Annotated in this window: 15 protein-coding genes and 1 tRNA gene; 7 read left to right on the forward strand and 9 right to left on the reverse strand. The window is 45.4% G+C overall.

The window, feature by feature from the left end; all coding sequences use genetic code 11:
* Positions 1-6 precede the first annotated feature (6 nt).
* The 3 genes from PBAL39_RS22350 to PBAL39_RS22360 are packed head-to-tail and all read right to left on the reverse strand — an operon-like array spanning position 7 to position 3,750.
* A complete protein-coding gene (locus PBAL39_RS22350; RefSeq protein ID WP_008245941.1) occupies positions 7-528 on the reverse strand; it encodes an acyl-CoA thioesterase in 522 nt (173 codons plus the stop codon).
* A gap of 33 nt (positions 529-561) precedes the next feature.
* Positions 562-1,833, reverse strand: a complete 1,272-nt coding sequence (locus PBAL39_RS22355) for a DUF5103 domain-containing protein (protein ID WP_008245942.1) — start codon at positions 1,831-1,833, stop codon at positions 562-564.
* Entirely contained in the window at positions 1,834-3,750 is a 1,917-nt protein-coding gene (locus PBAL39_RS22360) for an ABC-F family ATP-binding cassette domain-containing protein (protein ID WP_008245944.1), read from the reverse strand. It abuts the gene before it with no gap.
* A gap of 190 nt (positions 3,751-3,940) precedes the next feature.
* Here PBAL39_RS22360 and PBAL39_RS22365 point away from each other — a divergent pair, with 190 nt between their 5' ends.
* Positions 3,941-4,969: a quinone-dependent dihydroorotate dehydrogenase gene (locus PBAL39_RS22365; RefSeq protein WP_008245950.1), complete on the forward strand. Its 1,029-nt coding sequence runs from the start codon at positions 3,941-3,943 to the stop codon at positions 4,967-4,969.
* A gap of 319 nt (positions 4,970-5,288) precedes the next feature.
* Here PBAL39_RS22365 and PBAL39_RS22370 read toward each other — a convergent pair whose 3' ends face one another.
* The 3 genes from PBAL39_RS22370 to PBAL39_RS22380 all read right to left on the reverse strand — a co-directional run bounded on the left by PBAL39_RS22370 (position 5,289) and on the right by PBAL39_RS22380 (position 6,373).
* Positions 5,289-5,465: a hypothetical protein gene (locus PBAL39_RS22370; RefSeq protein WP_008245953.1), complete on the reverse strand. Its 177-nt coding sequence runs from the start codon at positions 5,463-5,465 to the stop codon at positions 5,289-5,291.
* A gap of 39 nt (positions 5,466-5,504) precedes the next feature.
* Positions 5,505-5,575 (reverse strand) — tRNA-Cys (locus tag PBAL39_RS22375).
* A gap of 48 nt (positions 5,576-5,623) precedes the next feature.
* The gene (locus PBAL39_RS22380; RefSeq protein ID WP_008245955.1) at positions 5,624-6,373 is read right to left on the reverse strand and encodes an RNA methyltransferase; all 750 of its coding nucleotides are present in this window, start codon (positions 6,371-6,373) and stop codon (positions 5,624-5,626) included.
* Between PBAL39_RS22380 and PBAL39_RS22385 the strand changes: the two genes are divergently transcribed.
* Entirely contained in the window at positions 6,364-8,790 is a 2,427-nt protein-coding gene (locus PBAL39_RS22385) for a BamA/TamA family outer membrane protein (RefSeq protein ID WP_008245956.1), read from the forward strand. The genes PBAL39_RS22380 and PBAL39_RS22385 overlap by 10 nt on opposite strands.
* A gap of 139 nt (positions 8,791-8,929) precedes the next feature.
* Here the strand turns inward: PBAL39_RS22385 and PBAL39_RS22390 are convergent, their stop codons facing one another.
* Together PBAL39_RS22390 and PBAL39_RS22395 are read right to left on the reverse strand one after the other, a co-directional pair.
* Positions 8,930-9,460, reverse strand: a complete 531-nt coding sequence (locus PBAL39_RS22390; RefSeq protein WP_008245959.1) for a hypothetical protein — start codon at positions 9,458-9,460, stop codon at positions 8,930-8,932.
* A gap of 57 nt (positions 9,461-9,517) precedes the next feature.
* Positions 9,518-10,018 carry a TspO/MBR family protein gene (locus tag PBAL39_RS22395; RefSeq protein ID WP_008245964.1) on the reverse strand — a complete coding sequence of 167 codons (501 nt, stop codon included), beginning with the start codon at positions 10,016-10,018 and terminating at the stop codon, positions 9,518-9,520.
* 314 nt (positions 10,019-10,332) lie between these two features.
* On the opposite strand from PBAL39_RS22395, the gene PBAL39_RS22400 reads away from it, so the two are divergent.
* Entirely contained in the window at positions 10,333-11,016 is a 684-nt protein-coding gene (locus PBAL39_RS22400; protein WP_008245965.1) for a DUF4198 domain-containing protein, read from the forward strand.
* Between the two features lie 110 nt (positions 11,017-11,126).
* On the opposite strand, the gene PBAL39_RS22405 is transcribed toward PBAL39_RS22400, so the two are convergent.
* Positions 11,127-12,107, reverse strand: a complete 981-nt coding sequence (locus tag PBAL39_RS22405; protein ID WP_008245966.1) for a GlxA family transcriptional regulator — start codon at positions 12,105-12,107, stop codon at positions 11,127-11,129.
* A gap of 164 nt (positions 12,108-12,271) precedes the next feature.
* On the opposite strand from PBAL39_RS22405, the gene PBAL39_RS22410 reads away from it, so the two are divergent.
* From PBAL39_RS22410 to PBAL39_RS22425, 4 genes are all read left to right on the forward strand, one after another.
* Entirely contained in the window at positions 12,272-12,697 is a 426-nt protein-coding gene (locus tag PBAL39_RS22410) for a VOC family protein (protein WP_008245967.1), read from the forward strand.
* A gap of 174 nt (positions 12,698-12,871) precedes the next feature.
* A complete protein-coding gene (locus PBAL39_RS22415; protein WP_008245968.1) occupies positions 12,872-13,138 on the forward strand; it encodes a hypothetical protein in 267 nt (88 codons plus the stop codon).
* Positions 13,139-13,146: 8 nt separating this feature from the next.
* Positions 13,147-13,983, forward strand: coding sequence for an AraC family transcriptional regulator (locus PBAL39_RS22420; RefSeq protein ID WP_008245969.1), 837 nt, complete (start codon positions 13,147-13,149; stop codon positions 13,981-13,983).
* 259 nt (positions 13,984-14,242) lie between these two features.
* The gene (locus tag PBAL39_RS22425) at positions 14,243-14,662 is read left to right on the forward strand and encodes an OsmC family peroxiredoxin (RefSeq protein ID WP_008245970.1); all 420 of its coding nucleotides are present in this window, start codon (positions 14,243-14,245) and stop codon (positions 14,660-14,662) included.
* Positions 14,663-14,711 lie beyond the last annotated feature (49 nt).

Here is a 14,711-nt window from a genome sequence, read left to right on the forward strand (position 1 = left end):
CACCTGTTAGTCTTTAAAAAATAGGGCTTTCAACTCTGTCGCATCATGGGCATCCATTTTTCCGCTCAGCACCAGGCGCAGCTGCCTTCTGCGGAGTGCCCCTTCATACAGTTCAATCTCGTCGGCAGTTTCTGCCTGAAGCTCAGGAACCGGAATGGTCCTCCCGCTCTGGTCTACTGCAACGAAAGTATAATAAGCCTCATTGGATTTCATTCGGGTGCCTGAAGGGATATTTTCTGCCCAGACATCCAGGCGAACTTCCACAGAAGTGTTGAAAGCGCGTGTCACTTTGGCTTCAATAGTAATCACATCACCCAGTTTGATGGGTTGCTTGAAGGATACGTTATCTACCGATGCGGTCACAACGATCCTGTTGCAATGTTTCTGAGCTGAGATCGCAGCAGCGATGTCCATCCAGTGCAGCAATCTGCCCCCCATTAGGTTGTTTAAAGTGTTGGTGTCATTGGGAAGTACCAGCTCATTCATGATGGTGAAGGAGTCCTTTGCGCTTTTCATCTTTTTACTCATACCCGGCAAAAGTACGTAAAATTGAACAGACCTCTACTTTTTGAGGGTATTCATCGTGCTGTAACCGATGAGCTCCTCCCATCGGGCGCCGGGTCTGCGGTAATAAACGAAGATCTGGTAGTTGTTCTCCGTCTCGAAAAAAGAGCCTTCAAATACGGTCTGGTCCACTTTTCCGGTTTGCTGGTCCTGCCATACATATTTGTAATCGTACAGACCTTGTTTTAACCTGATATTGCCCAGAAAACGCTTCTTTGAGGCATCATAGGTCAGCCTGCTGGACTCCTCAAGGGTATAGTTGTTGAAACGGCCTACCACAAAAGCTATCCCGTTTGTCGCAGGCGGCGGCGCATTCAGGCTGAACTGTACATCCGCATAATCGCTGTCCGTATCATTGTTCCTGCCATCCTGATTTCTGATGAAGAAGTTGCCATTTTCGTCAAACTGGTTGGTGTACTTGGCCGTGTTGCGGTTGACGTCAGTGAAGAGCAGCACATCAATGTTGTTGCTTTCCCTTATGATGTCATGCACATTTTCAGCTTTGTAGCGGAAGCTGCGGAAGTCAAATTTGCGAAACTCAGAGCCAGCGGGAAAATCATTCGCATTCAGCTCGTTAAATACCAATGCCCCGTTCCTGATGAAAGGAGGTGTGGTGTTGAGTTTTGCCGTTTGAGGAATGCCGTTCTGCATGACCACCGACTTGAGCGTCTGCGCAGGGTTTTGCAGCTGACTGGTCTGATTGATGGTAAAGTCAATTTTCTGATTGCTGAACCTGGTCGACACGTCGGAGCTGGGGGCTACCGTCATGCCAATGCTCACTTGGTTGTCCACGACATAAAAGCGTTGCGAGATGACGGGTTTTTGCTGATTGCCATCTTCATAGATCTTCAAAAGATAGTTTCCGGCAATCTTGGGTTTAATCTGCGCATTGGGCAGCGTCAGGGTATAATTGGTAAACTGTTGAAGTGTACCGAAAGAATATTTGTAATCATTGATGCGGTCGTCGGAAAGTCCCTCCAGATAATCCAGCGTGGATAGGCGGGACGACTTCCAGTCGGACGTGCAGTGTTCAATCGTATACCAGTAGATTTTACTGCCTCCATTGAGGTCATCAAAAGAGAATAAAAGCTGTTCCCTGCTATTCAGGGGTAACACGGGAAGCGACTGTTCTTTCTGCGTGTTGTAACACTGCACCGTTTTGATGTTAGGCAGGTATACCTTGTTATCGTATACAAATTGCCGCTCCTGTGAAACGGCAACCTGTATGCTGAACAACAGCACGAGAAAGAAAGTGCTTATCCTGATCATCTATTTGCTTTCGAGTTCCATAATATCCGCTGCGAGCGCTTCCCATTTATTCTGGGCTTCATCTAGCTGATGTTTGGCATTTACATAATTTTTATTGGCTTCAGCAAGCTTGCCTGCATTGGAGTAGACGTTCTCATCAGCAATCTCGGCTTCAACAGTTTTCACCTTTTGCTCAAGCTCAGCAATCTCCGCTTCAATTTTTTTCAATTGTTCGTTCAGCTTTTTCAATTGCTGCTGATTGTTGGGGGATGCTTTCTCCTCAACAACGACTTTTTTCACTTCCTTGTCCGGACGTACAGGGATGCTGGAAGGTGCCGCAGGCGGTCTTTTGCTGTTCCACTCTTCGTATTCCGCGTAAGTACCCGGATATTCCTTGATGTCCTTATCTTCAATGAACCAGATCTTATTGGCTACGTTGTCCAGGAAATACCTGTCGTGGGATACTGCAATGAAAGTGCCTTCATACTGCGTCAATGCCTGAATGAGGATGTTGACCGACTGGATGTCAAGGTGGTTGGTCGGCTCATCGAGAATCAAGAAGTTGGAATCTGTGGTCAGTGATTTCGCCAGTGCTACCCTCGACTTCTCTCCTCCGGAAAGGACACGTATTTTCTTGAACACATCATCCCCCGTGAAAAGGAAACAACCCAGGATGCCCCGCAACTCCGTGTCGGTATGTTTTGGCGCAAAGGCCTGCAGTTCTTCTAATATCGTGTTGTCCAGGTGAAGGGACTCCAGCTGGTGCTGCGCAAAGAAGGTGGTGCTTACGTTGTGTCCGGTTTCACATTTACCGTCAAAAGATTCTGCTCCGGCGATGATGCGGAGCAGGGTAGACTTACCCTTACCATTGGCACCGATCAATGCAATTTTATCGCCTTTTTCAATCAAACCATCGGCGTTCTCCAGAATCTCGATGTTCGGGTAGCTTTTTGTTGCCTCTTCCACACGAATCACGTGGCGGCCAGAAGGTTTGGAGAATTTAAACTGGAAGTTTACCGTTGGATTGTCGTCATCTACATCTTCCACGCGCTCCATCTTATCCAGGGCTTTCATCCTTGATTGTGCCATTTTTGCTTTGGATGCTTTGGCCCTGAAGCGCTCAATCAGGCGTTCTTCCTGTTTGATCTTGGCCTGCTGGTTTTTAAATTCTCCTTTCTGGATCTCACCGCGCAGGGCTTTCTCCTCCAGGTAGAAGCTGTAGTTTCCGGCATAAGGTGTCAGCTTTCCTTTGCGCGATTCCACAATGCGGTTCACCACCTTGTCCAGGAAATACCTGTCGTGGGATACAATCACAATCGCCCCTTCAAAACCCATCAGGTAGGTCTCCAGCCACTTGATGGAGGGTAAGTCCATGTGGTTGGTCGGCTCATCCAGTAGCAGGATGTCTGGGGTCTGCAACAGGATTTTTGCCAGCATCACCCGCATGCGCCATCCTCCGGAGAAGGTGTTCAGCGGCCTGTGCTGATCCTGGGTGCTGAAACCCAGACCTGCAAGGATCTCATTTGCGCGGTACTCGATGTTGTAACCATCCAGCGCCTCAAATTCCTGTTGCTTATCGCTCAGCTTATTCAGTACTTCTTCCGAATAGTCGGTTTCAATCTTTTTGAGTAGTTCTTCAATTTCATCATGCAGCTGGTTCTGGCGCTCAAAGGCCTCCATCGCTACGTGCAAAATGCTATGGTGTGAGTCGTAGGAAAGTAAATCCTGGTTCAGGTAACCGATTTTGAGGTCTTTCGACATCGAAACCGTTCCCGAAGAAGGGCCGTATTCTCCGACAATAATTTTTAAAAGTGTGGATTTTCCCGTTCCGTTGGCACCGATCAGTCCAATTCTCTCGCCTGGTTTAATGTGCCAGTTTGCCTCGTCGTATAAAGCTCTGGAGCCTATCAGGAATGTTAAGTCGTTTATTGAAATCATTTGGCCGCAAAAATACGATTTTGTTTGCTTTTGGAGGGTATATTATTATTGGCACAGCGCGGTTTTTATTTTTATTGCTAGGGTTATTCGGGAAACTGTGTACTTTTGCCCTTCAGCGCAGCAGATTGTTGAGTTTTTAAGGATAGCCTGACGCGCTTAGTCCATTCTAAAAACGTTTTATACCTTTCAGATGTATCGTCTTATTAAGCCCTTGTTCTTTCAGTTTGATCCAGAAAAAGTACACCACTTTGTGGTGACACAGTTAAATTGGTTTCATGACCACTTTCCACTGGGGAAAACCATGCTGCGCAGCAGCTTTGATGTCAACATCAAAGGCCTGGAGCGTGAGGTGTTCGGCATTAAGTTTAAAAACCCTGTGGGCCTTGCTGCCGGATTTGATAAAAACGGAGAATATATTGAAGCGCTGAGCGACCTGGGCTTTGGTTTTATAGAAGTGGGTACGGTAACGCCACTCCCTCAACCGGGAAATGATCAGCCAAGGATGTTCCGCCTGCAGGAAGACAGCGCCATCATCAACAGGATGGGCTTCAACAACAAAGGGGTGGATACGCTTGCTGAGCGCCTGCGCCTGCTGAAAAGTAAAGACAGCGACATCGTGATCGGTGGTAACATCGGTAAAAACAAAAATACACCCAATGAAGAGGCGGTAAATGACTACATCAAATGTTTCGACAGGTTGTTCGATGTAGTGGATTATTTTGTAGTGAACGTGAGTTCCCCAAATACGCCGGGACTGCGGGCTTTGCAGGAAAAAGAGCCTTTAATGCACATTCTGAATACCCTGCAGCAGCGCAACCAGAAAGACGGCATCTCCCGCCCGATCCTGCTGAAGATTGCACCGGACCTGACCAATGAGCAGTTGGACGATATCGTCGAGATCGTCATGGAAACCGGCATCGCCGGAGTGATTGCCACCAATACAACCATCGACAGAACGGGGCTTCATACTAAAGAATCAGTATTGAATGAGGCGGGTGGACTTAGCGGAAAACCTTTGACCAAACGATCTACGGAAGTAGTCCGTTATCTGTCTGAGAAATCAAATAAAGCTTTTCCAATCATCGGGGTAGGAGGAATTCATTCTCCCGAAGATGCGAAGGAGAAACTGGACGCCGGTGCGTCGCTGGTGCAGTTGTATACGGGTTTCATCTACGAAGGGCCAGGTATCGTCAAAAGAATTTGTAAGGCGCTGGTATAATATCAACCGCTTAATGCTCATGTCAGGCAGGGTCTGATTTCTTAATACGTCGTTATGGGCTCGTTTGGGGTCTATGTGCTACTGAATATCCGTTGTGGATGCTTTTGAAGGCGTTTTTATGGGCTCTGGCCCACCAAATCGCGAACCAATGGCTACGTGGTGGCTACGCAATGGCTATCCAGTAGCGAAAAAGGTGCGAAGGAGCACCGGACAAGGACTAGTCAAACTGGAGCATTGGGACGGATCAGCACCACAATCTAATGCATAAAAAAAGACCTTTGAATGAACAAAGGTCTTTTTTTATGTCTTTAACAAAAACTTATGCTTTCGCAGTCAGTTGATCTAAGATCGCGTTGTTTTTAGCCAATTGATCTTTAGTAGATTGTTTAGAACGGCTTCCCAATTCGATGTTGGTAGCTAATTTCAAGTTTTTCACATCTAATTTTGCGAAAGTCTTATTTCTTCTGTCTTTTCTTTTTAATCTAGTTACTGCCATGGTTTAACCCTTTATATTTTAATTTATTTAATAAATCTGAGGTCGAGAGCGGATTCGAACCGCTGTAGGAGGTTTTGCAGACCTCTGCCTAGCCACTCGGCCACTCGACCTGTTGAAATTCAGGACGCAAAAATAGTAATAATATCTTACTATGCAATTTATTTGTTCAAATTTCTGCTAATATCTGCGCATAGTATTGCAGCACAAATAGCTACGTTTAAAGATTCTGCCGCGCCAACTCTCGGAATTGTGACCGGATGGGTGATGAGCTTCATGATTTCCGGAGAAATTCCCTGACCCTCGTTGCCCAATATCACCAGTCCCTCGGTACCCCAGCCGCCTTCATAAATGCTTTTGCCGTCCAGCACTGCTCCAAATACTGGCACGGGAGTATTGCTCAACAATGGGGCGAGGTCAGTATAGTACACTTTCAGCCTGCTGAGGGAACCCATGGTCGCCTGTACCGTCTTCGGATTGTAGACCTCCACAGTATGCGGTGAGCAGATGATCTGCCTGAAACCGAACCATTCAGCCGTACGGATGATCGTCCCCAGGTTCCCGGGATCCTGCACATCGTCCAGTACCAGCGAGAAGTTTCCTTTCAGCAGTTCGATGTCCAGCCCAGAGGTTTTTGGAATGTTCACCAGCGCAAGGATACCTTGTGGCGTCTGTAATGTACTAATCTTCTCCAGTTCGGCGTTGTTTACTTCAAATAACTTTATATTTGCCGGTAAACTGGGTAATAAAGATTGATATTGAGCCAGATAGTAGATGCTGTGAACCTGGTAAGAAGATTGAATAAACTCTGCAATAGATTTTATACCTTCAATAATAAATATCCCATTTTCTTTGCGGTACTTTTTTTGATGTAACGATTTTATAAAACTGATCTGAGATTTTGAAAGCATACAATAACTTTAAAAAGAATTTCCAATTTCCTGCAATATTACTACTTATTCTCGTTTTTGTCACCGCTTGTTCCTCAACAAAATATATTGCCGACTACCAGTCGATCGTCAAAGACGTACAAATTGACAGCATCAACAAGGATTTTGAAGAAGAGGCTTACAACTATATCCAGAAAGATATCCGTCCTTCTTCCAAGTTGGGGATCAATGTGTTAATCTATAACATGTTCAATACCAAAGACGGTCGCTATAAAACGAGTAACATCAAACCACTGGGAACACCGCCTCCGATCCTGGACAGCGCCCTGGTGGAAATCTCACGTAACCAGATTGAAAAATACCTGGTGAGCAAGGGTTATTTCATGGCGAAGGTTAAATCAAGTATTGAGGTAAAAAAGAAAAAAGCAGCGGTAAAGTTCTCCGCAGACCAGGGCCCCGAGTTTAAAATCAACAAGGTCGTCTACCAAATTCCGGATTCGAGTATAAAGGGGCTCTACCTTAGCCAGCGTGCGCTGGCTTCACACCTTAATGAAGGCATGCGCTACGATGATGACTCCCTGGCGCTGGAGCGCGATTACATCTATGAGACGATGAAGGGAAAAGGGTACTTTGATTTCTCCAGACCCTACGTGAAATTCCTTGTGGACTCGAACCTAAACGCGAGCAAGGTCAATGTTACCCTGATCGTAGATGATCCCATAGACAAGCCGAAACATGTCAAATACAATGTTGGAGAGTCCAATGTGGTCATTGCTCCAGACCCTGATGGTTTTCCGGATACCATCACCCTCAATAAAAGAATTTTCAAAGGCATCAGGTATACCGACCTTTCCAAAAAGTTCCGTAGGAACCCGATTGTGCGCTACAACTTTTTACGTGAAGGAGAGCTATATAACATTGGCAATGAAAACGTTACGTACGACAGGCTCTACGACCTCAATGTTTTCAAAAATGTGAAGATCGACTATCAGAAGTCCAAAGACAGCACCACGGTGAACCCATTCATTCAGCTGATCCCACAAAAGATCATGAGTAACCGTGTAGAAGGAGAGATTCCTTTCAATGCTGGAACAGTAGGTTTTACGCTCAGCAATACCTACACAAACAACAACCTTTTCCGGGGGGCTGAACGATTTGAGTTTCAGGTCAAAGGTGGTCTGCAGGCAAGGATAGGTCAGGGTAAGTCGATCTTCAATGACATCTATCAACGCGACTTTTCCGTGAGTACCAGCCTTTCGGTGCCGCGACTGATGGTGCCCATCTTCTCCAAATATGTGACGGGAAAGACCGGTATGCCACATACCGTTTTTTCAGGTAGTTATGTTTACGCACTGCAGAAAGACTTTTTTAAACGCCGCGTGTTGCTGACCTCCCTTACTTATGAGTTTGTGGAAACGAAATCGAAATTGCACTCCCTGACGCCAATCAACTTCGAATACCGCTTTGGTAACCTGTTATTTGACATCAATGACACGACGGGAGGAAATCAGGATATTGTCAACAATAACTTCTATACGCTCCGTTTGCTGGACCGCCGGAACATCACCCTGGGCATCAAGTATACCTATTCCCTCAATGCCGACAAATTGTTGAGCAACAATAGTTTTGTGTATTTCCGAGGGAACATTGATATGGCTGGAAACGGCCTTTATGGAATTTCAAGATTGATAGGCACCAACCCTAATCCAGACCAGGAAGATTATGCACAGATCCTGGGCTTACCTTTCAACCAATATGTCCGCCCTGAAGTGGATGTCCGCTGGTATAAAAGCCTGGGCTCTGAACGGCAGTTTGTGGCCCGTCTGAATACAGGAATCGGTTACGCGTATGGAAATTCCAATGAAATCCCTTTTGAGAAGCTTTTCTTCGCGGGAGGATCGTCAGGTATCCGTGCATGGCAGGCAAGGACGCTCGGTCCGGGAAATTATAACCGTGGGGAGAGTATCACCTCCGAGGATGCCCGCCGCAGGCTGTATGGGATTGACCAGCTGGGAGAGATGCATGTGGAGGCCAACCTGGAATATCGCTACCTGCTGACCAACAAGTTCTTTGGTGCCAAACTCCGTGGAGCATTCTTCCTGGATATGGGAAACATATGGAACATCTCTGCAGCAAAAACATTTGGTGATAACGCTGCTCCTGAATATTATTCGAAAACACGTTTTGACCTATCGAAACTGGGTAAGCAGATTGCCATCGGTACCGGTGCCGGTTTCAGGTATGATGTACAGTACTTTGTCTTCCGCTTTGATGTCGGCCTGAAATTAAAGGATCCTCAGTTTGAAGGATCCGACCAATGGGTCATCAGCAAATTCCTTACTGGTGGAAAAGATTTTAAACGGGTGTATAACCTGGCCAACAGTCCTGATAACTACCGCTTTATCCAGTATAATTTCGGTATCGGGATGCCGTTCTAATTCAATGGGTGGTAGTATGCTGATCTCTGATCGTCTGCTCATCTGATGAGCTTTTCGATGCTTAAATTGATGACCTGGTTACTGCTCTAGTGCCTGGGTTATTGCCTTGGTCAGCTGATTGTACCTTACTGCGGAACTTCTAGAACATATTCTTCAATCCGTCAAATACGGTCTCAAAAAATGTAGATACATTCAGTCCGTTGCTGTGGTTGAAGTAAAAGAAGACCAACATGAGGATAACGGCCACAATGATGAATTTGCGGAAGGCAAATGCCAGGAAAATAACTACGACAGGAAATAGGATCAGCCACAAGCTGTTGATGGTGTAGGGGTTCAGTGTTCCGTCTTTTTTATACACATAGAGCAGTTTGCTGTGGGTACCCTTATCATTCTGATGTTTCAGGTACACAAATGCCGAGCGCTCCAGCTGAAGCGGTAACACTGCAATACCGCCATGAAAGTTCACCGGCTGTGTAAACCCGCTGACGGTAAAGGTATATTGTCCGTTAATGTTTTCTAAAGGGTTCTCTAATGAGTCTGCGGCGATGATTGCCAGCTTACTGTTTTTCAATAAACTTTCTTTAACAATGAAATTGTTAATGTCTGCATTTTGTGCAAAACCTGAAACACCAATGAGGGAAAGCAGCAGCAGGAAGAATATCGGTTTCATTAGGTACGTTATTTTCGTTAATTTTTATGATGCGTTTGACTTCCCAAATGTAATAAATTATCCATGGTTCAGCTGATAAATACTGAAGGTTAGTACGGCAGCAAAACTCACCCAGAGGATGTAGGGGATAAAAAGTAACCCGGCTACCTTGTTGATCTTGTAAAATACCCTCGCGTTGATGATGATTACGATCAGCAGCACAACGATTTCAAATGATGCCATGCCGATGTTACGTGCGTAAAAAAACAGGAAAGACCACATCACATTCAGCACCAGCTGGATGGCGTAGACAGCCACGGTCCGCGGGAAGTGCGCAATGGAAGCCCGGCGTTGCCAAACCAGGTATGCAGAGATGCCAATCAACACAAACAGCGTAGTCCATACCGGCTGAAAGATCCAGTTTGGCGGATTAAAGGAAGGCTTATTGATGGTAGGATACCAGCTGCGTACAGATGGCACGGTCAGCAGACTGCCCAATATGCCCACGCCCAGCGTGATGCCGATGCTGAGGATTAAAGCGAGAAGGTTGAATTTTGCGGGTTGTGGTTTGACGTCCATATTTAATCGTGTATCCGTATGATAAATGCTTCTTTGTTAAAGAAAATACTAAGCATGCTTAACTCAGTTTTCAATAAATTGTTTGAATCTTCAGCGAAGATAATGCAAAGTCCCCTGATTTAAATGTTGTTTATTTGTAATAGTTCTAAATAGCTCTATATTTGTGGGCGATACCATTATATATGGTGAGGGGTTGCTTTGATTATATCCTTTTTCAATTAAATATCATTTTTAAAAAAAATCACCTAAATAAATATATCTAAATAAATTAAACATCATTACGAAAACACATGAATCAATTTAAAACTCTTCTTATGGCATTAGTGCTTACCTTCAGTGTAAGCCAGTTGTTCGCTCATGCGCTATACATTGAAACCGCTGCAAGTGGAAAAAAAGGGGTTGCCCAGGATGTGAAAGTCTTTTATGGCGAACCTGCAGATGGTGCTCCTGAGAAGCTTGCCGATTGGTGGTCTGATACCAAAGAGTTTACCCTTTGGGCATGGAGTCCTTCAGGTGAAAAAACACAATTACAGGTAACGGCAAAAGATGATCACTTTGTTGCTTCTTTTACTCCCGCTGCTGATGGTGTATATACCATTACTGTAAGCCACAATGTAGGACAGATTGCTGGAAAAACACAATATCAGTTCAATGCTGCAGCATTAGTGGCTGTGGGTAAGTCTGATGAAGGCAATCAGCTGCTGGCCAATAAATCGGAGCTTGGCGTATTTGTCAATGTGAAAGAAGCATTGAAAAAAGGTAAACCTGTTGATTTCAGCAGCCAGTTTAAATCCGCCGCTACTGAAGGCATTTATGTAACGGTGTTCTCTCCTAAAGGATGGAGCAAAGAAGTAAAAACTGGTGCAGAAGGTAAAGCAAGCTTTACTCCGGAGTGGACTGGAAAATACATCCTTGAGGCATCCAAAAATGAAAAAGTGGAAGGCCAGGCTTTCGAAAGCGTGCAAAGGATTGCTACACTGAGCATTGGTGTAAACTAAGACTGATCCTCAGATCTTTTAAAAAATGGCACCTCTGAAATGAAAACAGAGGTGCCATTTTTTTATTTATCGCATTAAGAGCAGTTGTCTTGCTTCCAGCCATTCCCGGGCTAGGCGGCAACCATATTTTTATTGTATTTGTTCCTGTATTCAATTGGGGTCAGCCCTGTGATCTTTTTGAAAACATCCCTGAAAGCTTTGGTGTCGGTGTAGCCCACATCGAACATGACTTCCGTAATGTTTTTCCTGCTGCTCTCAAAACTTCTTTTTGCCGCTTCAATCTTTACCCGTTGGGTATATTCGACTACGGTATTGTTGGTGGCTTTACGGAAACGTCTCTCAAAGCTTCTTCTGCCCAGTGCAAACATCGAAGCGAGCTGATCTACCGATATTTTATCCTGATAGTTTCCTTCAATGAACTCCTGGGCTTTCCTGATGGCCTCATCGTCATGGTCTTTCTGTCCTTTGAACATCATGAAGGCCGCCTGGCTCTCCCGGTCGATGTCAATCGCAAAAAACTTGGAGGCAAGGATGGCAGTGTCCCTGTCCGTATATTTTTCCACGAGGTACAGCAGCAGGTTCCAGTAAGAGTTGGCACCGCCGCTGGAATAAATGCGGTGTTCCTCGGTAAGGATGCTGCCATCTACCATGGTCACCTCAGGAAACATCGCCCTGAACTCCGTTGCGTGCATCCAGTGTGTGGAACACTTCTTGCCGTTCAGCAGGCCTGTTGAAGCCAGCAGAAAGGCGCCGGAGCAAAGGGAGGCGAGCTCGGCTCCCTGATGGTATTGGGCCACTACCCATGGGATCAATGCTTCGTTAAGCCTGATGGCCGTGGCCATGTCGCCACTGATGGCGGGCAGAAAGATCAGGTCAGTATTTTTGACTTCTGTTGTCAGCGCGTCGGTATGAACAGTAAAAAGGCCTTTGTTGAGCTTGACCTCCTTGTTCAGGCCGACAAGTTTGACGTTAAATAGCGCCGGTTTTCCTGATGACTCCAGAAATTCGTTCACCATTCTGAATACGTAACCGGGATCAGCAATGGCTTCAATGACAGCTGTTTCGGGGATCAGGATTGCAATGTCTTTCATGAGTTGAGGTCTATAATGGTCTAAGCGGTGATTTGGCTACCTAAAGATAGTCTGTATTCCTGACGTAAACAACCCCTGCAATTGTCGTTTTTCCCCAAGGGCGCTTTTACGCCTTGCCAGTAGCTTTGTATAGGTTCAATGATAATTTTCAAATGCTGTAGAAAATGATGCAGATTCATTCCTATCTGAGCTTTAACGGCAACTGCCGGGAGGCGATGCAATTTTATAAAAGCTGCCTCGGGGGTGAGCTGACTGTGCAAACTGTGGGTAGCGGACCTGTTGCTGAACACCTGCCTCAACGAATGAAGGATTATGTGCTGCATGCCACCCTGAAACAGGGGCCGATGATGATCATGGGCTCCGACATGGTGGGAGATGAAGGGCTCAACAGGGGAAATGGGGTTTCCATGCTCATCAATTGCAGTTCCGAAATAGAACTACGGCGCTGCTACGACCGCTTGTCGGCGGGAAGCAGGGCACAGTCGCCTATTGAAGAAACTGCCGCAGGCGCTTTATTCGGCCAGCTCACTGATAAATACGGAAATTCCTGGCTGCTCAACTGTCAGCTGAAGGCTTCGTCAGATCAATAGAAAAATGCAGCAAATGTTTATTTGTCAACCCTTGGCAAACTGCTGCCATCATCCGGAAGGATCACCGTGCGTTTTCAAATTGATGATTAGGTACCTATCTTTTTGATAAAGACAATTGTAAAAATGCAGTTTTAAATTTTTCAGGCATTAATTTGAATTGATTAGTTTTAGGGCATGGAAAATCAGGATAAAAACCCGTACTCACTTTTCAGTACCAGTATCTTTAAGGACTGGAAGGAAAATGGGGTGAAATATGTGAAGCTGGTAGAGCTGGAGTCAGACCTTGCGGTACAGTTTTTTGAGCTGATCCCGAATTCTGAGATCCCTGATGAGGCTGAGACGATCTACCACATTGATTCTGAAGATGTAGCCGACCTCCTGCTGCCGGCGAAAAATGTGAAGTTCCTGGTGCATGACATTTACCTTGAAGGAGAGGAGTAACCAAGCGGATGATGCGCCTCAAACATTTTGAATTTAAGCGGTTTGGCTACCTGGAGTTTTCAGGCGACCTTCCCGGATTGCTGGCCCAATACGATTACCAGCCATTTGTCAAAGTTGTCTTTGTGAAGAACGGAGGGAAGGTGGTGATTGATTTCCAGGAGTACAGCCTGACTAAAGACAGTGTCTTTTTCATCAATGCGGGCCAGTATTACCAGTTTGGACAGACCTGTGAGGGGATGATGCTGTATTACAACCGCGACTTCTATTGTGTGGAAATCCATGATAAGGAGGTGGCCTGTGATGGCATCCTGTTTCATAATGTCTATGAAATTCCGGTGATTGAAATGGATGAAGCCTCCTCTGCAGCGATGTACAGGATTTTTATGGAGCTCAAAGAGGAGTATGATGCGGAGGAATCTTCAATGGAGGAGATGCTGAGAATTCTCTTGAAGCAGATCATCATCCGGTCCACCAGGTTGTGGAAGCAGGCACATCACAGTGGAAACGAAGAGGTGAAACGCGAGATCGAGTTTTCCCGGAACTTCAGTCAGCTGATTGAATGGAATTATATGCAGTTGCATACTGTTGCGGACTACGCAGAACTGTTAAAGGTTAGTCCCAAGGTGCTGAACAAGCGGATTGTAAAGTATAACCATGTGGCCCCCAATGACCTGATCAAGGACCGCATTATACTGGAAGCCAAACGGCTATTGGTGCATACGGAGCTGAGTGTAAAGGAAATCGGCTACAAACTCGGTTATGATGATCCTTCTTATTTCATCAGGTTATTCAGGAAGCAGGCAAAGATGGCACCCCAACAGTTCCGGCTACAGTACCAATCCTAGCGTTTGATTTGGCATGATGTAGTGATGAATGGGGCAGATTCTGCCTTTAAAAAAGCGAGGGGAAAAAAGTCCTGTACAAGGGATGAATGGTGCATTGCCAGCTGATGCTTTTCGTTGTAATTTTGACTTGTCAATTAAAAACATTTAAGATAACCATAGCGTTATGAAAAGTCAACATCAGTTCTTTATCATTACCCTAGTTAATTATTGTAAATTGATTTAGAAAATTATTTTAACAATCACCAAAAAATAAAACAACATGAAACGTACAGCAAAAGCACATTGGAATGGCACTTTAACTGCAGGAAGCGGAACTTTAACTTCTCAGAGCACTTTATTAAATGATACCCAGTACTCATTCAAAACAAGGTTTCAGGAAGGTATCGGTACCAACCCTGAAGAACTGATCGCTGCAGCACATGCAGGTTGTTTCACTATGGCGGTTAGCGCCGCTTTAACTGACGCTGGTTTTACTGCCAACGACCTCGATACTGAGGCAATCCTGGATCTGGATATGGCTGCACTGAGCATCACCGGTATCGAGCTGAAGCTGAAAGCAGCGGCCATCGACGGCGTTTCTGAAGAACAGTTCAAAGCGATCGCAGAAGGTGCTAAAGCAAATTGTATCGTATCAAAAGCATTGAGCGTAAACATTACGCTGGATGTTCAATATGCGTAACGTAACATTGAGATCCATGTGATCAGGAGGTTATAATTATGATAAAACA

Source organism: Pedobacter sp. BAL39 (assembly GCF_000170795.1).
In the GTDB taxonomy this organism is placed as follows: domain Bacteria; phylum Bacteroidota; class Bacteroidia; order Sphingobacteriales; family Sphingobacteriaceae; genus Pedobacter.